The 20,220-nt window shown below is 29.9% G+C and carries 18 protein-coding genes, 1 tRNA gene and 1 pseudogene; 15 read left to right on the plus strand and 5 right to left on the minus strand.

Annotated features, from left to right (window positions below; all coding sequences use genetic code 11):
- Nucleotides 1–198 precede the first annotated feature (198 nt).
- From DWZ53_RS06315 to DWZ53_RS06325, 3 genes are all read left to right on the plus strand, one after another.
- Nucleotides 199–549, plus strand: coding sequence for a hypothetical protein (locus DWZ53_RS06315; RefSeq protein ID WP_118432853.1), 351 nt, complete (start codon nt 199–201; stop codon nt 547–549).
- Between the two features lie 323 nt (nt 550–872).
- Nucleotides 873–1,670 (plus strand): carbon-nitrogen hydrolase family protein, encoded by a 798-nt coding sequence (locus DWZ53_RS06320; RefSeq protein ID WP_118432854.1) that lies wholly within the window; start codon nt 873–875, stop codon nt 1,668–1,670.
- A gap of 11 nt (nt 1,671–1,681) precedes the next feature.
- Entirely contained in the window at nt 1,682–2,122 is a 441-nt protein-coding gene (locus tag DWZ53_RS06325) for a GNAT family N-acetyltransferase (RefSeq protein WP_118432855.1), read from the plus strand.
- Between the two features lie 20 nt (nt 2,123–2,142).
- Here the strand turns inward: DWZ53_RS06325 and DWZ53_RS06330 are convergent, their stop codons facing one another.
- Nucleotides 2,143–3,012: a LysR family transcriptional regulator gene (locus DWZ53_RS06330; RefSeq protein WP_118432856.1), complete on the minus strand. Its 870-nt coding sequence runs from the start codon at nt 3,010–3,012 to the stop codon at nt 2,143–2,145.
- A 132-nt stretch (nt 3,013–3,144) separates the two neighbouring features.
- On the opposite strand from DWZ53_RS06330, the gene DWZ53_RS06335 reads away from it, so the two are divergent.
- Both DWZ53_RS06335 and DWZ53_RS06340 read left to right on the plus strand, forming a co-directional pair.
- Nucleotides 3,145–4,524, plus strand: a complete 1,380-nt coding sequence (locus DWZ53_RS06335) for an MATE family efflux transporter (protein ID WP_118432857.1) — start codon at nt 3,145–3,147, stop codon at nt 4,522–4,524.
- A complete protein-coding gene (locus DWZ53_RS06340; RefSeq protein ID WP_118432858.1) occupies nt 4,502–5,359 on the plus strand; it encodes an aldo/keto reductase in 858 nt (285 codons plus the stop codon). The genes DWZ53_RS06335 and DWZ53_RS06340 overlap by 23 nt, the downstream gene beginning before the upstream one ends.
- Here DWZ53_RS06340 and DWZ53_RS06345 read toward each other — a convergent pair.
- Nucleotides 5,323–6,402: pseudogene (locus DWZ53_RS06345) on the minus strand (aldo/keto reductase). The gene DWZ53_RS06340 and the pseudogene DWZ53_RS06345 overlap by 37 nt on opposite strands.
- Nucleotides 6,403–6,521: 119 nt before the next feature.
- Here DWZ53_RS06345 and DWZ53_RS06350 point away from each other — a divergent pair.
- Entirely contained in the window at nt 6,522–7,013 is a 492-nt protein-coding gene (locus tag DWZ53_RS06350) for a GNAT family N-acetyltransferase (protein WP_118432859.1), read from the plus strand.
- 14 nt (nt 7,014–7,027) lie between these two features.
- On the opposite strand, the gene DWZ53_RS06355 is transcribed toward DWZ53_RS06350, so the two are convergent.
- Nucleotides 7,028–8,242, minus strand: coding sequence for a ComEC/Rec2 family competence protein (locus tag DWZ53_RS06355; RefSeq protein ID WP_118432860.1), 1,215 nt, complete (start codon nt 8,240–8,242; stop codon nt 7,028–7,030).
- A 53-nt stretch (nt 8,243–8,295) separates the two neighbouring features.
- The gene (locus DWZ53_RS06360; protein ID WP_118432861.1) at nt 8,296–9,324 is read right to left on the minus strand and encodes a YeiH family protein; all 1,029 of its coding nucleotides are present in this window, start codon (nt 9,322–9,324) and stop codon (nt 8,296–8,298) included.
- Between the two features lie 111 nt (nt 9,325–9,435).
- Here DWZ53_RS06360 and DWZ53_RS06365 point away from each other — a divergent pair, with 111 nt between their 5' ends.
- From DWZ53_RS06365 to DWZ53_RS06400, 8 genes are all read left to right on the plus strand, one after another.
- Entirely contained in the window at nt 9,436–10,404 is a 969-nt protein-coding gene (locus tag DWZ53_RS06365) for a diguanylate cyclase domain-containing protein (protein ID WP_158568204.1), read from the plus strand.
- 40 nt (nt 10,405–10,444) lie between these two features.
- Nucleotides 10,445–12,142 carry a GGDEF and EAL domain-containing protein gene (locus DWZ53_RS06370; RefSeq protein ID WP_118432863.1) on the plus strand — a complete coding sequence of 566 codons (1,698 nt, stop codon included), beginning with the start codon at nt 10,445–10,447 and terminating at the stop codon, nt 12,140–12,142.
- Nucleotides 12,143–12,212: 70 nt separating this feature from the next.
- Nucleotides 12,213–13,289 carry a bifunctional glycosyltransferase family 2/GtrA family protein gene (locus DWZ53_RS06375; protein ID WP_118432864.1) on the plus strand — a complete coding sequence of 359 codons (1,077 nt, stop codon included), beginning with the start codon at nt 12,213–12,215 and terminating at the stop codon, nt 13,287–13,289.
- A gap of 42 nt (nt 13,290–13,331) precedes the next feature.
- Complete coding sequence (locus DWZ53_RS06380; protein ID WP_118432865.1) at nt 13,332–14,363, plus strand: glycosyltransferase; 1,032 nt, start codon at nt 13,332–13,334, stop codon at nt 14,361–14,363.
- A gap of 42 nt (nt 14,364–14,405) precedes the next feature.
- On the plus strand, nt 14,406–15,098 hold the full coding sequence (locus tag DWZ53_RS06385) for a PilZ domain-containing protein (RefSeq protein ID WP_118432866.1): 693 nt from the start codon (nt 14,406–14,408) through the stop codon (nt 15,096–15,098).
- A 13-nt stretch (nt 15,099–15,111) separates the two neighbouring features.
- Nucleotides 15,112–16,962 (plus strand): hypothetical protein, encoded by a 1,851-nt coding sequence (locus tag DWZ53_RS06390; RefSeq protein ID WP_118432867.1) that lies wholly within the window; start codon nt 15,112–15,114, stop codon nt 16,960–16,962.
- The gene (gene mutY / locus DWZ53_RS06395) at nt 16,959–17,987 is read left to right on the plus strand and encodes an A/G-specific adenine glycosylase (RefSeq protein WP_233541853.1); all 1,029 of its coding nucleotides are present in this window, start codon (nt 16,959–16,961) and stop codon (nt 17,985–17,987) included. The genes DWZ53_RS06390 and mutY overlap by 4 nt, the downstream gene beginning before the upstream one ends.
- 85 nt (nt 17,988–18,072) lie before the next feature.
- Nucleotides 18,073–19,245, plus strand: coding sequence for an MFS transporter (locus DWZ53_RS06400; protein WP_118432869.1), 1,173 nt, complete (start codon nt 18,073–18,075; stop codon nt 19,243–19,245).
- Between the two features lie 48 nt (nt 19,246–19,293).
- Here DWZ53_RS06400 and DWZ53_RS06405 read toward each other — a convergent pair.
- Nucleotides 19,294–19,369 (minus strand) — tRNA-Gln (locus DWZ53_RS06405).
- A gap of 60 nt (nt 19,370–19,429) precedes the next feature.
- Between DWZ53_RS06405 and gltX the strand changes: the two genes are divergently transcribed.
- On the plus strand, nt 19,430–20,220 hold a 791-nt coding region (gene gltX, locus DWZ53_RS11320; protein WP_233541854.1), incomplete at its 3' end, for a glutamate--tRNA ligase.

A 20,220-nucleotide genomic window follows, 5' to 3' on the forward strand; every position in this document is an offset into this window, starting at 1 on the left:
ATCGTGCGTTCTCATAAAAAGTGTCCAAAAAAGTGTTGACAATCCACAGGACTTACTAATATTGTAGCTGGGCACCATTCAACAAAAGCTTTATCAGTTGATGAGTTTGAAAGAATAAATGGTGCTATCGAACTTGAAGAAAAGGACATCAGACATAAAATTCTTGTTATTAAAATAAATAGACTTTATCAAAGAGATATGGATGAAAAAGCTTTATATGATGCTGTTCGTGGTGTTTGGAGGGCATCGAAAGAAAGAGTCAAGACAATAGAATATGTTTTTGGTGTATATAATTCTTTGATTTTAGCTGTATATAAGCCTTCAAAGTGGTTTGTTTGTAAAGAGGCAAAAGAAAGACTCCCAAGACAAGATATCGTTCTTACACCAAAAACAGAGAATAGATTATTCTTCGTGGATGAAAGATATGAACAAGGACTTCCACCTGATGATAATGAAGAGTATTATATTGGAAAGTCGATAGCCAAATTGAAGCTAAATCAATCAGCACAGAATCCAATTACTTATTTGAATCCACAATCGAGAGGGTAATAAGTCTATTGGTAATTATGAAACTATAATGATTATGATAGTGTTGATTACTATAAAGAATATTGAATATAGTAAAGAGAGAAAAAAGGAGAAAATACTATTTAGCAAATAAAAAAGATCAAATCAACATCCGTTTTTTCTAGCAGAAAACTTAACTTTTGTTGCCTTTATTGGTGATAACTAGCAGGGTAGCATTGAAATACGTTATGAGAATGAGAATATATGATTGACACAGAAGAAGGTTACGCTATATGGTGTAGGTGTGGCTGTAATCAATCAACATATAAAGAAGATTTATAATAAAAAATTGTGAGGTGAATATCGTGCGTTTAGCATTAGTACAAATGTCTAATTCAGGGACAATAGAAAGTAACTTAGAAAAAAGTATTCAAGCTATTAAAGAAGCAGCTAACAACAATGCCGATTTGGTTTTATTTCCAGAAGTGCAGTTTACAGAGTTCTTTCCTCAAAACCCTGGTTTAGATGTAACAAAGTATGCTATGTCTTTAGAATCACCAGTTATTCATCAATTATGTAAGGTGTGTAAAGAAAATAAAATAATGGCAGTTCCTAATGTATATCTTTTAGAAGATGGAAAGACTTATGATGCAAGTATCTTAATTGATCAAGATGGAACAATCAAAGGAATACAAAAAATGGTGCATGTAGCACAGGCTGAACAATTTTATGAACAAGATTATTACACTCCAGCTAATGATGGATTTAAAGTATTTGATACAAAATTTGGGAAAATAGGAATTGTTGTATGTTTTGATCGACACTATCCAGAAAGTATTCGTAGTGAAGTATTATTAGGAGCTGACTTGATTTTAATTCCTACTGTTAATACTCAAGCAGAACCTTCAGATATGTTTGAATGGGAATTAAGAGTTCAAGCATTTCAAAATAGTGTGATAATAGCGATGTGTAATCGTGTAGGAAAAGAAGATAAGATGAACTTTTCTGGAGAATCTATTGTGGTTGATGCTTGTGGTGAAGTTGTTTCTAAACTTGAAGATCAAGAAGCAATCATGTATGTAGATATAGATATGGCACAATCTCAAAATGTAAGAAAACAAAAGCCTTACACGCAACTTAGAAGACCCGAATTATATAAATAAGGAAAATAAAAATGAAAATGTATGAAACACATGAAAGAACAGAAGACATTATTAAAATACTAACAAAGATTTGGAAACAGTCAGTAAAAGCAACACATTTATTTTTAACAGATGAACAAATAAATAAAATAGAACAATATGTTCCCCTTGCCTTAAAAGAAGTTAATCATTTGATCGTTATTGAAAATGATGAAGAAGCAAAGATAGGTTTTGCTGGAATTAATAATCAAAAGTTAGAAATGTTATTTCTTTTACCTGATCAAAGGGGAAAAGGAATTGGCAAACAAGTTATATCCTATTGCATAAAACAATATAATATGAATGAATTGACGGTCAATGAACAAAATCCTCAGGCTGTAGGTTTTTATCAACATCTAGGCTTTAAAGTATATAAACGTACTGCATTAGATGAAGAAGGAAATCCCTATCCTTTGTTATATATGAAACGATAATAAAAACATCTCACGATTAATTAATGAGATGTTTTTATTTGTTTTAAAAAGAGTTGAGCTATTTTATTGAAGGGAGTATGCTTTTTCCAGACAAGTGCATAATGTTCTTTTATTTGTGGACTTAAAGGAATAAAACATAAATGTTCATCTAATGTTGGTCCCAATAAATCTCTCGTTGTAAGATAATAGCCTAAATGGTGCTGTATTAAGTAAATGGGATCACCATGTAAAATATTATAAGTAGCAACAATATGTAATTTATCTAAGTCAGTTTCAGCCCAATGAGCAATATTTTGTTGAAGGCCTATTCTTTGATGTAAGATTAAAGGAAGCTGTTTAATTATTTTATTGGTAATGACTTGATTGATTGCAAGGGGATCTGTTTTATCCATAAGGATACCCCATTGTGTTGTATCAGGTAGAGATAAAAAATCATATTGAGTATTATCTATAGGTTCTAACATGATTGCAAAATCAAGTGTTCCATGATCAATTTTTTCCCCTATTTCTATAGCATCACCAGAATAGAAATGAAATTGAATATCTGGATATTTTTGATTTAATTGCGATATGGCATTTAATACCGTTGGTGTTGTATTTCCTCCTAGATATAAATGACCAATGATTTCATTTTCATCAGTAGAGATTTCTTGCTCGGTTTTTTCTACTAAGTCGATAATCTCTTCAGCTCTTTTTTTTAATAAAAGACCATCTTCAGTTAATGTTATTTCTCTTTTCCCTCGGATGAGGAGTTGTTTTCCTAAATTTTCTTCCAAATCCATTAACTGTTTAGATAAAGATGGTTGCGTTATATGTAAACTTTTAGCAGCTCGAGTAATATTTTTTTCTCTGGCTACAGCAAGAAAATAACGTAAAACACGTATATCCATATTTGATCACCTCATTTGTATTTTATCATGAAATAATCATTCCTACAAACTATGATAAATGATAGTTAATAGGTATTTGCTATTGTTGGGAAAGAAATCTATAATACAAATCGAATAAAGGGGGGGAAAAAGATGGAAAGTACGAAAATAGATATTTTAAATGGCTCTATTTATAACAAGTTACCACGTTATGCGTTGCCAATTGCTTTAACGGGTATATTAGAACAATTATTCAATGCTTCTGATGTGGCTATTGTAGGAAATTTTGCTAGTATGGATCGTACTGTTGCGATTGCAGCAGTAGGGGCGAATAGTCCTATTATTGGAATGATTTTAAATTTGTTTATTGGAATTTCGCTTGGTACCAATGTTGTTATCGCTAACGCTATTGGTCGAAAAGATAAAAAAGAAATATCCAAAGCTATCTATACTTCTATTATTATGGCTATTATTGGTGGCATCATCATGGTTATAGTAGTTGAAGGAATAATTGGTTATTTACTTCATTTATTAAGTGTACCTAAAGAAGTTTATCCTTATGCTTTAATTTATATGCGTTATTATCTTTTAGGAATGCCGGTTATTTTCTTATATAATTTTGAAACGGCAGTTTTTAGAAGTACCGGAGATACGAAAACACCATTATTGGTCCTTATTTTTTCGGGTATTTTAAATGTGTTACTTAATTTATTTTTTGTTATTGTTTTTAAGATGAATGTCAATGGTGTTGCTATTGCTACTGTGATAGCAAATGCCATAAGTGCAATCATTTTGTTTTGTTTACTTATAAAAAGAAATTATATTATTTCTTTTTATGATATAAAGTTAGATAAATATTGTTTAAAGAAAATATTAAAAATAGGGTTACCTGCTGGAATTCAAAGTGCTGTCTTTAATTTAGCTAATATTGTTATTCAATCTGCTATTAATAGTTTAGGAACAGAAGTTATGGCAGCATCAAGTGCAGCATTTAATATAGAAATGGTTGTATATTATACTTTTAATTCTTTTAGTCAAGCCTGTACAACATTTGTAGGACAAAATTATGGAGCAAAACAAATTAAAAGATGTAAAAGAATATTAGGATTATGTTTATTAGAAGACTTCATGATATCGTTATTTTTGATGATGATGATTCTCATGTTTGGAAGATCATTGTTAGGGATTTTTAATAGTCATCCTGAGGTTATTGAAACAGGATATAGCCGTTTAAAATTAGTTTTTTTAGCTTATTTGTTTAGTATGCTTTATGAAGTGATGTCAGGATATTTAAGAGGATTTGGGATTTCTTTTATGCCTGCGATTGTGACAATACTAGGCGTATGTGGTGTAAGAATACTATGGGTTTATTTTGTCTTTGAAGGTAGTAAGACGTTCTTTACATTGATGATGGTATATCCTGTTAGTTTGGCATTAACAGCAATCTTAATTTTTATTTTGTTAATAATAGATCGACCAGCATATCGATTTGAAAAAGGAGGAAATATAAATGAAAGAATTAATATTGAATAATGGAATCCATATTCCTTGTATTGGCTATGGGGTCTTTAGAATGACCGATTTAGACGCTTGTGAAAAAGCCGTGTTACAGGCTTTAAAAACAGGATATCGTTTTATAGATACAGCAGCGGCTTATGAAAATGAAGAAGCTGTAGGACGTGCTATTAAAAGAAGCGGTATTAAAAGAGAAGAACTTTTTATTTCTACTAAATTATGGGTAAGTGATACAAGTTATGAAAAAGCAAAAGCAGGTTTTTATCGTTCATTAGAACGTTTAGGATTAGATTATGTTGATTTATATTTGATTCACCAGCCTTATCATGATTATTATGGAGCTTATAAAGCATTGGTAGAATTATATCAAGAAGGTAAGATTAAAGCGTTAGGTGTAGATAATTTTAAACAGGATCGATTAGCAGATTTTCTATTTTTTAATGATACTAAGCCAGCTGTCAATATGATTGAATGTAATCCTTTTTATCAAAGAGATGATGAAAAGGAATATTTAGAAAAAAATAATATGCAGATGCTAGCGTGGTCACCACTTGCTGCGGGAAAGGCATCAGTTTTTGAAAATGAAATTCTAAAGGAAATTGCATCACATCACCAAAAAAGTGTTGCTCAAATTGTATTAAGATGGTTTTATCAACGTCAAATTATTCCAATTGTTAAAAGTGCAAATCCAAAGAGAATGAAAGAAAATATTGAAATTTTTGATTTTGAATTATCAAATGAAGAAATGAAGCTGATAGGTAATTTAGATACAGGTCATACATGTTTTCATGAAAGAGATACAGCACAAAAAGTTAATCATTTTCTAGAACAATCGTTAAAGTTTAAAGTATAAAAATAAGTCATAATTTCTTTCATTCTTTGTGATTGATGAACGTGGAACGGACAACGTTGATCACAATGATGGCAATTTATACAATCACTGGCTTTCTTCTCTAAATGATGATAATGATCTTTAGCCAATTCATCACCTAATAAAGCTAAATCATAATATTTATTAATTAAAGAAATATCTAATCCTTGATGATTGGTAGCTTTAAAAGTACCAAGAATAGAGTAATCTTTTTCTTGAGTAGAAGCTGTTGTATATTTTAAGATGCGTTTTAAATCTTGTTGGTTTCTTATTCCTGGTAAAACAGTAACAACCGCAGGTTTATCTAAAGCGTATTGAATGCATTGTGTTTCTGTTAAAGCTTGAGGACAAGGTGATTTTTTTGGATCTAATAATTGACCACCGCTAAATGCTTTCATAACAGAAATAGCGACACCTTCTTTTTGGCAACGTCGATAAAGCTCTAAACGTTCATCTGTATTTCCAATAGCGTATGTACCATGACGATAATCGTATGCTGGATTGATACTAAACATTAACATATCTAAAATATTTAAATCTAATACTTGGTGAACAAGTTGGGGTGTATGTGAAGATAATCCAATATGCTTAATAATTCCTTGTTTTTTTAATGATAAAATATAATCTAACACACCTGCTTGTTTTATTTTATCTAAATCAGCTTGTTCATCAATGCAATGAATAAAACCAAAATCAATATAATCTGTTTGTAACATTTTTAATTGCTAGGCAACAGATTGTTTTATTTTATCTAAATTGGTAGTCCAACCATATTCTCCTGTTTCATAGTTAGCACCAAAATGAATTTGTAAGTATACTTTTTCTCTTTTTCCTTTAATAGCTTTACCAAAAGCTTTAAAGGTACAAGCATGGCCACTCGCAAGATCAAAATAATTAATTCCACTTTTGATTGCTAAATGAACAGTATCAATAATTTCTTGTTCATCTGCTTCACCGATGGAACTTGTTCCCATACCAATAACACTTATCATTTCTTTACCATGAGGTAATTGACGATATTCCATTAAATAACCCCCTATTCATATATTCAATTTTATTGTAAAATTGAATATATGAATAATCAAATACTTATAATGAAAGATGTAATATACATTTTAAGCATTATTGTAGGAGGAAAAAAAACATGATGAATACTTTGACAACGAGTAGATTAATATTAAGGCCCTGGAAAGAAAGTGACGCTAAAAGTTTATATCAGTATGCTAGAGATTCAAGAGTAGGACCGAGAGCAGGATGGCAGGTTCATACTAGCGAAGAAGATAATCAAGCTATTGGTTGTATTGGTTTGAAAAAACCAGGACAAACGCAAAAAGTGACAACTGATTTCGAAATAGAAGTTGGATATTGGATAGGTGTTCCTTTTTGGGGTAAAGGATATGTTCCAGAAGCATTATTAAAAATTCAAGAACATGTGTTTTTAGATTTAAATGATGATGTTTTATGGTGTGGTTATTTTGATGGCAATATCCAATCTAAAAGATGTATGGAAAAATGTGGCTTTGTCTATCACCATAGTGAAGAAAATAAATTATGTGTATTATTAAATGAAGTAAAAACAGAGCATTATTATATGCTTACAAAAGAACAATGGCAAAATAAAAATAAAGGTTCATGATGAACCTTTATTTTTTAATAACATTTAGAACAAGGTTGATAGCCTTGACTTTGCGCCTGTGATAACGGAATGGAAGTAGGATTTTTCATATTACTACAATTTGGATTGGAGTGATATTTTGAACCGGTACGAGGAATATAAACATAAGTGCTATTTTGTTGAGCTTGTTGTTGAGCTTGTCTTTGGGCTTCTTGTTGGGCTTGTAACTGGGCTTGTCTTTGAGCCTCCTGTTGGGCTTGCAACTCGGCTTGTCTTTGAGCAACTTGTTGAGCTTGTAATTCAGCCTGTCTTTGAGCTTCAAGTTCTGCTTGACGTTTTGCTTCCTCTTGTTTTTTTATTTCATCTGATGGATCTCTTGTTACATTGGCAGATCCACTATTTGATGTTGTTTTAGTACATTTATAAGTCAGTTTTTTATTTTTTGACTTAAAGATAATATTTCCTTTTTTATCTGTTCTTAGTATTTTTATATTTGCTTTTTTTAATCTTTTGGTAACTTCTTGATTAGGATGATGATATTTATTATGTCTACCACATTCAATGACAGCGTATTGAGGCTTGATTTTATTAAGTAATTCTTGACTTGTTCCGGTTTTACTTCCATGATGGGAAACTTTTAAAACATCAACTTGTGGTAATTGATCAAGAATTGATTTTTCTACTTTTTTAGGCGCATCACCGGTAAATAGAAATTTATGTTGACCTGAACGTAACAGGGTAACCAATGAAAGATTATTACCTGTACCAGTGGCTTTTGTGTTATAGAATTGAATAGAGTTATGTTTATCTAATGCAATTTTATTATTTTCTAAAGGAACAGCAGGGGTTAACCCTTTATTAGTGAGAGAATAAATAAAATCTCGATAAGTTTTACTATTAGAAGAGCCGTTAGATACAAAGGCTTGACCAATATCAAAATTACTTACTGCGGCATCGAGACCACCACAGTGATCAGCATCAGGATGAGTACTAACTAAATAGTCAATTTTCTTTACTTTTAATTGATTTAAATAATTAACAATTCTTTGTTCATCATCATTATCTCCAGCATCAATAAGGATATTCTTTTCTTTACTTTGAATAAAAATACAATCAGAGTTACCTGTATCAATAAAATGAATTCTCGCATATGTATTTTCACTAGCAAAGACAGGATGAGTAAATAAAGAAAGAGATAATAAAAATGAAACAACCAAGATCATCCATTTTTTTATTTTATGTTTAAACATTTAAATAACCTCCTTAATCTTATTTTAACATAAAAAAGCAGGATAACCTGCTTTTACCATATTCCAAGTATATGTTGCATACATAAACTGACAATTGTAATACCTACCCAACAAATAAATCCTAATAAGATAGGTTTACCACCATTTTTAATGAGTTTTACTACATTGGTATTTAAACCAATGGCTGCCATTGCTAGAACAATAAAAAATTTACTTAATGATTTAAGTGGTGTAAAGAAATCAGGGGATACCCCCATATTGATAGCAATCGTTGTCATCAATGAAGCAAGAATAAAATAAAGGATAAAGAATGGAAAAATCTTTTTTAAATCTACTTTTTGATTATCGCCTTTAGCTTGTTTCACTTTAAATAAAGATAATCCTAAAGTAATAGGAATAATAGCAAGGGTTCTTGTTAGTTTGACGGTAACAGCTTTATCTAAAGTAGCACTATGTAAGTGATACATAGAATCCCATGTTGAAGCTGCTGCGGTTACCGACGAAGTATCATTAATAGCCGTTCCAGCAAAAATACCAAATGCTTCACCACTATGTTTAGAAAATCCAATTATTGTTCCAAGGGTTGGAAAAAATAAAGCAGCAATCATATTAAATAAAAAGATAACAGAAATAGATTGAGCTACTTCTTCATCATTGGCTTCAATAACAGGTGCTGTTGCTGCAATAGCAGAACCACCACAAATAGAAGATCCAACACCGATCAAAGTAGAAATCTTACCAGGAATATGCATAATTTTATGTAAAATCCAAGATAAGATAAGAGATGTTGAGATGGTCGCTAAAATAATAGGTAATGATTGTTTTCCAGTTTGTAAGACAACCGATAAATTCATCCCAAATCCAAGTAAGATAACCGCATATTGTAATATCTTTTTAGAGGTAAAAGTAATACCCGATTGATATGATGATTTATCTTTAATCAATAATGTTATTATCATTCCAGCAAGAATTGCAAATACTGGTCCTCCAACGATAGGAAAGGCTTGTCCTAGAAGCCAACAAGGAATAGCGATAATAAGACATAATAAAAATCCACGGTAATTCTTTTTTATAAATTGCATAAAATTCTCTCCCTTTTTAAAATACAGTGTCTATCCTAGCATAAATATAAAAAATTACAAACTAAAAACCTTACTTTTGCATTAATGTGTATTATAATATGAATTAGGATGGTGAGGGCAGATGTTGCATTAGCATCTAGTTTTGAATGTTTAGCTCAAATTATGAATGGTACGCCTAATCAATACAGATATGTTCATATCTTGATTAAGGTTATTGAGTTTACAATGGCTGTTGCAGCACCGGTTATTTGTGCATTAACAGTTCATCCTAAACCTTTAAAGAAGATGATATATTTTCCAATTATTCATTTTATTTTTGAAATAATTAGTGTTTTCTTTGGATTTGTTTTTTATATTGATCAATCTAATGTATATCATCGAAGTTATGGATATTTTGTATATGTTATTTCTTTTATTGTTGCGATGCTTTATTTTTATGAAACAATGATTAGAGAGAATCATTATTATAAAAAGGAAAGATATGGGGCATTATTATTAATGATGTTGTTTACTATAAGTGGTGTTTGTGCTCAATTTATTTTTCCTGAAGTAAGGACAACATGGTTGAGTATTGCTATCTTTACTGTGATTTATTATCAATATTTTAATGCTATCGTTTTACAGTCTGATGGTTTAACTCATTTATTAAGTAGATTAAGTTTTGAACGTAAAATTGCACAAGCAAAACGAAAGCAAATGATCTTATTTTATGATGTTGACCGATTTAAAATGGTTAATGATACATATGGACATTTATTTGGTGATTATTGTTTAAAGATTATCGCTGATGAATTAATGCATACTTATGGTCGATATGGTTTATGTTTTCGTTATGGTGGTGATGAATTTTGTGCTTTAGTTAGAAAGAATATACTTCATGTAGATCAAATGAATGATCAATTTGTTAAAAATCTAGCTAAGCGAAGAGAAAAAGAACCACGATTACCAGAAGTATCAATAGGTTATAGTCTTTATGTTCCAGGTAGAGAACCTATTGATGATGTCATTAAAGAAGCAGATCAAATGATGTATCGCAATAAAAAGAAAAGAAAGGCAATAAACAAAAATAACATAATATGATATAATGAAATGAAGAATAAAACATAAAGAGGTGGGGAGAATGAATTACTCGAATGAACGGCTTTCAAGAGAACAGATTGAATATATGATTCGTTTATTTAATACGAGTATGGATGATTATTTGTATGTTTTAGATTTTAAGAATGATTATTATTATATTTCCAAACATGCCACAAACCGTTTTTTATTACCTGGTAATCAATTTTATAATGCAGTAGCCGAGTTTCAAAAATTTATCTACCCAGAAGATTTTCCTGCTATTAAAGCACAATTAGATGATATCCAACAGGGGAAAAGTGATTATCATAATCTACATTATCGTTGGTTAGATAGAAATAGAAATCCGGCTTGGATCAATTGTCGTGGACAAGTAGTATTAAATGAAAAGGGAGAACCTCAATTTTTAGTAGGATGTATTAATGAGATTGGTAAAAAACAAAAAGCAGATAATGTAAGTGGCTTATTAGGAGAACCAAGTTTACAAATTTATATTCATGATATGGCAATGACACGTCCTCAAGGTTTCTTAATGCAAGTTGATATTGATGATTTTAATATTGTTACAGGGCGTCTTGGTTCTAAATACGGAGATTTTATTTTAGAAAAAACTGCAAGATGTATTGAAAAGTGTATGCATAAAGGGCAACGTTTATTCCGTTTAAATGGTGACGAATTTATGATTGTAGATTTTCAAGGTGGAAGTCAAAAGGATGCAATTAAACTATACAAGCAAATTAGAAAAGAAATTGATACTTTTATTGAAAAAAATCAATATCATGTTGTTTTCACTTTATCTGCAGGTATTTTAGATGTAAAGGATGTAAGAGGATCATACGATTTAATCGTTAAGTATTGTGAATTTGCTTTAAATGAAGCCAAACAATTAGGGAAAAACAGTTATTATGTATTTAGTCAAGATAATTATGATGGCTTTTTGAGGAAACGTTGTATTCGTCTTGCTTTGCAATATTCAGTTAATCATAGTTATGAAGGGTTTGAAGTATACTATCAGCCAATAGTAGATTCAAAGACTCATGCGATATTAGGTGCAGAAGCACTCATGCGTTTTAATCTAATAGATGAAAAACAAAAAGTAGAAAGAATTTCTCCTGTAGAGTTTATCCCTCTTCTAGAAGAATCAGGACTTATTATTCCTGCTGGAAAATGGATTTTATATCAAGCTTTATCTACTTGTAAAAAATGGCAAAAAGAAATACCTCATTTTAAAATCAATGTGAACTTATCTTATGTTCAAGTTATTAAAAGTAGTGTATTAAATGAAATTATTGCTGCTCTTAGATTATATGATTTAGATTCTAGCTGCTTAGGTATAGAAGTAACAGAGAGTGGTTACTTAGGTAATAATCCTCATTTTAAGAAATTATGGAATAAGTTAAAGAGTGAAGGTATTGCTGTAATTATTGATGATTTTGGAACCGGATATTCTAATGTGCATCGTTTGAGTGATTTATACCCACGTTATATAAAAATTGATCGTTCACTAACAATGAAGGCTATTTCTTCTGAATATGAAAATAAAATTCTTAAACATGTAGTAGATATGGCCCATAGTATTGATTTAGCAGTATGTATTGAGGGTGTTGAAACGAAAGAGGAATTACAAGCATTAGATCAGTTACATCCCGATTATATCCAGGGGTATTTATTTGGTAAACCAGTTACTAAGAAAGAATTTGAAAAACAATATATGCCAAAGAAGGATGATTTACTTCAATAATCATTCTTTTTTCTTGTGAAATAATAAAAACTGAGGTACGATACATATCGGAAAAGGGAAGGTAAACATAATGGAAGAAAGTGTGGTTTTGATACCGGCATATCAACCTCATGATGATATGATCCAATATGTAAAACAACTAAATAAAAAAGGATTTAATCATATTGTTGTGGTAGATGATGGTTCGGGTGAAAAATATCAAACGTTATTTAACAAAATAGAATCTTATTGTCATATTATTCATTACGAAACAAATATGGGGAAAGGCTATGCTTTAAAAATAGGATTAGCTTATATTAAGGAACAATTTAGTGATATAGAGGGAATTGTGACTGTAGATTGTGATGGGCAATATACTCTAAAAGATGTTGAAAAAGTAGTAGGGGAGTTACATAGTCATCGTCATGAACTTGTTTTAGGAGGACGAGATTTTTCTGGCAAAGAGGTGCCTTTTAAATCAAAAATAGGAAATGTCATTTCATCAAAATTATTTTCATTATTATTTCATCAAGAAATTCAAGATACGCAAACAGGACTTAGAGCCTTTGATTTATCATTAATTGACGAAATGTTAGAGATACCAGGAAATCGTTTTGAATATGAAACACAACAATTAGTCGCGTGCGTTGAAGATGAAATTCCTATTTATACAACAACAATTTCCACTATTTATCATGATCATAACAATGGCACTCATTTTAGACCATTACAAGATAGTTTAATGATTATTAAGGTTTTAATAGGTCAGTTTTTAAGATTTATATCATCATCAATTATAAGTTCAGTTTTAGATATTGTCATGGCATGGGGATTAATGGACTTATTAAAATTATGGGTTCATCATGATTTTTTAAGAATTGCACTAGCGACAGTTATTGCGAGAATTGTTTCTACCATTGTTAATTATGTTATTAATAAAAAATATGTCTTTGATGAAGAAAAGTCTAATTCACATACATTAGCTAGATTTTTTGTATTATGTTTTATGGTAATGATGTTATCAACTTGTTTTGTATATTTAGCTTCTCGCTTAGGTATTTTAAATGAAAAACTAGCAAAACCTATTGTTGATTCACTTTTGTTTTTATTAAGTTATCAAGTTCAAGTGAAATGGGTTTTTAGGAAAGAAGATGAAATTCATGAATAAACGTACAAGAAAGATGATTTTTTTATCATTACTGCTATCTTAATGACTATTTATTTGTTATGGCGTATCTTTTTTACTTTGCCATTTCAAGAAGGAATAGCACAAGTTATTTTTGGTATTTTACTTATTATTGCCGAAACTATAACAGTATTTACAACTTTTGAACTTTATTATCGTAAAATCAAAAGTGATGCTTATGAATTAGAATTACCTGATATCGCTTTAGAAGATTACCCTGATGTTGATGTTTTTATAGCGACTCATAATGAAAATACAGAATTGCTTTATAAAACAGCCAATGCTTGTACTTATATGGATTATCCAGATTTGTCTAAAGCACACATCTATTTTTGTGATGATGGTAACCGTGAAGAAGTTGCCTTATTGGCTAAAAAATTACATATTTGTTATTTAGGACTTGCTGATAATAAAGATGCTAAATCAGGCAATCTTAATCATGCTTTAGAAAATACACATTCACCGTTAGTAGCGACTTTTGATGCTGACATGATTCCACGTCATACTTTTTTAATGAAAACAGTACCGTACTTTTTATTACCTTATTATATTAAGGAGGATGGTAAGTGGCGTAAAAGAGAAGAAGATGAAATTGATGAAAAAATGAAAATAGGATTAATTCAAACACCACAAAGTTTTTATAATCCTGATTTATTCCAATATAATCTTTATGCTGAAAAGACAATTCCTAATGAACAAGATTTCTTTTCAAAAGAAGTTAATATTATGAGAAACTCTTCTAATGCCGTTGCTTATACAGGAAGTAATACCGTTATTTCTAGACAAGCATTAGAAGATATTCATGGTTTTCCTTTAAAAACAATTACCGAAGATTTTGAAACAAGTATTAGAATTCAAAAAGAAGGTTATATTACTTATGCAACACAGGAAGTTCAAGTAGCAGGGCTTTCTACTACAACGGTAGCAAGCATGATTAAACAAAGAACCAGATGGGCACGAGGGGTTATTCAAAGTTTACAAAATACACATGCTATTTTTACTCCTCATTTATCTATTGGAGCAAGGTTAACTTATTTAAGTGCTTATTTATATTAGTGGTCATTTTTTAACCGTATTATTTTTATTTTAGCACCTATTATGTTTGCTTTATTTGATTTTCAGGTTGTTAATACTGATTTTATTTCATTATTAATTTTTTGGTTACCGGCATATTTCTTTTATAGTATGTCAATGCGTTATTTATCCAGTAATATTAGAAATCAAAGGTGGTCACAAGTTATTGATACCATCTTAGCGCCTTATCTTATTTTTCCGGTTATTTTAGAAACATTACATATTCATCAACGTAAATTTAAAGTAACAAGTAAAAAGAAAGATCATAGTCGTAAAAAGAATATTGTTTATGCTTTACCACATATGATTTTACTTGTGTTATCTATTCTTGCGATTATTCGTTTTGTAAGAGGTAAATATGGCTGGGCACTTATTTATAGTAGTATTATTATTTTCTGGTTAGTTTATAATTTAGTAGCTATTATTTATGCTCTATTCTTTATGCTTGGAAGAAATGTTTTAAGAAAAAGTGAGCGTATTAAGGCTAAGGCTCAAGTGAATGTTCATTTTCATCATTACCAAGTAACAGGTATAACTTACGATGTCAGCGATGAAGGGATGTCCATTGTTGTAAATCAAGATCAGTATATTCCAGATGATTGTACAGTTGATTTAGAAGTGAAAGATGGACAGCGATTATTTAAAATAGAGAATATGAAAGATTTGTTAGAAAATAATCAATTAAATGATTTATTGAAAGAATTAAATTTAATTTAAGGATGGAAGCAAAATGGTTTATTTAAATATAGTCATGTTTATATGTTCATTAATTGGTTATTTTTATCTTATTAAAACTTTATTTAAAATTGATGGGGCATTTATCCCTTTAACTACTTTTTCTTTTATTACAGTCATCACCTACTTTGGTGGTTTGTGCCAAATTTTACAAATCATAATCTATATTTTATTAGGATTAGGATTATTAGGATTTATTTATTTTTTGATAAAAAAAGGATGGCATGATGTTGAAATAGGTTCATTGCTTTTTTATGGATGTTTTATAGTAGGAACAATCTTATTTCTAGGTTTGTTGTTACGGACTCACTTTATTCACTATGATAACTTTTCTCATTGGGGAATAGTTATTAAAGATATGTTATTAACTCATGCTTTTCCTAATCGCAGTAGTACCGTTATTGATTTTACAAATTACCCTTTAGGAATGGCTTGTTGGATTTATTATGGATGTCAATTTTTAGGTCATAGCCAAGGAATGATGTTATTTATTCAAGGAATATTTATCTTTTCGTGCTTTTATGCCATGTTTGGAATCATTCAAGAAAAGAAAAGATTTCTTTTGTATGTATTTTTAGGAGCAGGATGTTCTTTATTATCTATTTTTAATATTACTATTCGTATTAATAATTTATTAGTTGATTTTATTTTGCCGGTGATGACACTAGCAGGTTTTTCTATTATTTATACTTATCGTTATCAATTAAAAAAAGCAACTTTTATTTTGGTGTGGGTTTTAGGATTGTTGACGATTGTTAAAAGTACAGGAAGCTTATTTGTTTTATTTGCTCTTCTTTATTTTGTTTATATTGCTTTTATTGATCGAAAAACAAGAATGAAAAAGAATATTTTAGCTTTTGTAGTGTTGCTTACATCTTATATTCCTACGCTATTATGGAAAATACATGTCAATCATGTGTTTAGTGGTGTAAGTCAAAAATTTGATACAGCTCATCTACAAACTAAAACAGCAGGTCAAGTGAATAAGATTATTCATTTGTTTGTTCAATCTTCTTTTGATTTTTCATCACGACAAACAATAGGAATCTTTGCTTTTGAAATTATCGCAATTATCGCATGTTTTGTTGTATATCGTGTGCTTCATAAAAAGTGGTCACTGATGAAAGCTATTGTTGCTTTAGATGTGATGTTAGTTGCTTATTTTGTTGGTATCCTTGCTATGTATATTTATTCTATGCCTTTAGATGAAGCGTTATATTTAGCTGGATTTGAACGTTATACATCAAGTATTGTCATTCTATTTTGTGGGGCTTTGGTTTTATGTGCCACAATTGATTTGCAAGAATCATTTGAAATTAAAATGGGAATGATTCATGATTATAAAGCTTTTCATTCTGTTAAAACTAAGAAATATTATCAAGTAAGTATTATTGTATTAAGTGCACTTTCTATTATTACATTACTTTCAGAATATAACGGTATGGTTTATAATCAACAACAATATGCTACATCTTTGCCTTGCAAGGTAGAAGCCGTCACTCATGATTGTTGGAATCATCAAAAAATAGATCATCATCGTTATCTTGTGTATGCCAGTGATAAAGATAGCCAAGTAACAAATTATTATTTACAATACATTACACGTTATATGTTATTTGCTGATCATGTTGATGGTTTATGTGCTTTTTATGAAGATAATCTCGTTAATTTATTAAAGGATTACGATTATTTAGTTATTGTAGAAAGTGATCATGATGAAAAGATGTTATTAAAGGAGTATTTTAATCAAAGTGGAAAAGAGAAAATTTATAAAGTGAAAGATTTATTTAAGACAATGACGCCGGCAGCTAAAAAACAATACCAACAAATAAGGGAACTATCATGACATCACTTCAAGAATGTTTAATAAATTGGTACCAAGAAAATCATCGTGATTTTCCTTGGCGCCAAGATCATGATCCTTATCATATATGGATCAGTGAGATTATGTTACAACAAACAACAACAGAAACAGTCATTCCTTATTATCAAAATTTTATTGAACACTTTCCCACTGTTGATGATTTAGCTTGGGCTAGTTTGGAAGATGTTTATAAAATGTGGGAAGGATTAGGGTATTATCGAAGAGCTAAACATTTACATGAAAGTGCCAAAATGATTGTTGATCAATACCAAGGAGTTTTTCCTTGTCAATATGAAGATATTATTGCTTTAAAGGGAGTAGGGGAATATACGGCAGGTGCTATTTTATCTATTGCTTACTTTAAACCTTATCCAGCAGTAGATGGGAATGTTTTACGTATTATTTCTAGAGTCTATTTGATTAAAGAAAATATTGTGAAAAAGAATACCAAAAAATTAATTTATGATAAGGTTAAAGGATTGTTGAAAGGATATGATGCTTCATCTTTTAATCAGGCTTTAATGGATTTAGGGGCTACCATATGTCGACCTGTTCACCCTCGTTGTTCAAATTGCCCTATTGCCTCATTTTGTAAAGCAAGAGAATTTCATCAACAAAATGTTTTACCTATTTCAATTAAGAAAATTAATCATCAAGAAATAAATTACATTACTGGTATCATTACTTACCAGGATCAATTTCTCATTATTAAAAATCCACCTGGTTTATTAGAAAATCTTTATGGTTTTGTTCAATATGAAGTAGAAAGTCCTTATACTTTTATAGAACGATTTAAAGAAGAATATGGTGTAGAATTAAATATTGTTTCTTCTATTAAAAGAGTTAAACATGTATTTACTCATCGTACTTGGTATATGAATGTTTATCATTTTGTTTTAAATAAACCAATAGAAGGACTTTGTACATTAGAACAATTAGATTTAAAACCGATATCTACAGCTCATCAAAAAGTATTAAAAGCTTACAGACAAAGTGATGCTATCTAGCATCATTTTTTTTCATATTTTAAAAATAAGTATGTTTTTGAATAAAAGATGATATATTGTATGACGGATTGGTGGAGGTTATATAATGAAGCGTTTACAATTGAGGTATAATTTATTACATATTTTATATTGGATGGCAAGTTGTTGTGTATGTGGATATATTGCGGTATTTCTTCAATATCGAGGAATGTCAAATACAGAAATAGGGATTGTTACAGGAGGAGCTTGTGTTGTTTCTATCTTTTTATCACCTTTTGTTTCATCACTCATTAATAAGATAAAAGGTTTAACTATTAAAATGATTTTAACCATTATTTTTATTGCATTGGTTGTTATTTTTATGGTATTAGCCTTATTTGAATTACCAACTGTTTTTATTATGGTTTTATATATGATGTTATGGTCGATGTTGATTTCAACAGTCCCTTTTTTATCTATGATTGCGATGAATTATATCCAAAGTGGAGAAACTTTAAACTTTGGATTTGCAAGGGGACTAGGTTCGGTTTCTTATGCTGTAAGTGCTATGATGTTAGGTAGATTAATAGAATATTTAAATCCAACTGTTTTAGCTTATGTCTTTTTTATTGCGATTATATTGGCTTTGGTTGTTTTATATTGGTTACCAGATTGTAAAGTCCAAGTACAAAGTGCCAAAAAAGAAGGAAATATATTAGGAATTATTAAAAAATATAAAGTATTCTTTTTCCTTTTATTAGGATTTAGTTGTACTTTTGCAGCGTCAACTACTTTATCAACATATCTTGTTAATATTGTAAGAAAACTTGGAGGAAGTACATCTTTATATGGGGTTGCTGTTTTCTTTATGGCAGCCAGTGAAATGCCAGTTATGACAATTACTCCAAGATTAATTAGAAAATTTGATAGTGTAACTTTAATTATGGTTGCTTCTTTTTGCTATATTCTTCGTAATTTTACTATTTGTTTAGCCCCTAATTTACCGATACTATTTATTGGTATGTTAATGCAAAGTATGTCTTATGGTTTGATGACAGCTGTTATTACTTATTATGTAACTTATAATTTAGAAAGTCATGATCAAATGATGGGACAAACAATGATTGGGATTATGTCTTCTGGATTAGGATCAATGATTGGTAATATTTTTGGTGGTGTATTACAAGATACCTTTGGTATACAATCGATGCTTTTCTTTGCTTGTACAATTACAGTAATAGGAGTTATCATTACTTTTATTACAGGTTTTTATTCAAAAAAGCTGGCTAGAAATTCTTAATAAAAAGTATATAATAAAAAGCAGGTTAAACCTGCTTTTATTTGTTTATGGCTGGGGTACTTGGATTCGAACCAAGGAAATGTCAGATTCAGAGTCTGATGCCTTACCACTTGGCTACACCCCAAGATAACATATTAATTGTATTACTTTTAGATTTAAAATTCAAGAGAGAGAAGTGAAGTATATGAAAGTGAGAACCCGTTTTGCGCCTAGTCCTACTGGCTATATGCATATTGGTAATTTAAGAACAGCATTATATGAATATTTAATTGCTAAAAAAAATAATGGAGATTTTATTTTAAGAATTGAAGATACAGATCAAAGTAGAAAAGTAGATCAAGCATTAGATGTCATTTACCAGACAATGAAACAAACTGGTTTAAATTATGATGAAGGACCCTATATTCAATCTAAAAGATTAGCACTTTATAAAGAATATGCTGATCAATTAGTTGAGCTGGGTGGGGCTCATTATTGTTTCTGTGATGAAGAAACAATTGATCAAAATAAAGATATTGAAAACAATCAAAACTACCAAGATCCATGCATTCATATTTCTTTAGAAGAAGCTAAAAAAAGAATTGCTAGTGGTGAAAAATATGTTGTCAGACAAACAATTTTAAGCACTGGCGTAACTTCTTTTGAAGATGAAGTATATGGACATATTGAAGTAGACAACAGCACTTTAGATGAAGGGGTTTTATTAAAAAGTGATGGTTACCCTACATATAACTTTGCTAATATCGTAGATGATCATTTAATGAATATTACCCATGTAGTAAGAGGAAATGAATATTTATCATCAACACCTAAATACAATTTAATTTATCAAGCATTTGGGTGGGATGTACCAACCTATATTCACTTACCACCAGTTATGAAAGATGATAAGCATAAATTATCTAAACGTAATGGTGATGCTAGTTATCAAGATTTAATTAATAAAGGATTCTTAAATGAAGCAATTTTAAATTA

It is taken from the genome of Coprobacillus sp. AF33-1AC (genome assembly GCF_003475785.1).
GTDB lineage: Bacteria > Bacillota_I > Bacilli_A > Erysipelotrichales > Coprobacillaceae > Faecalibacillus.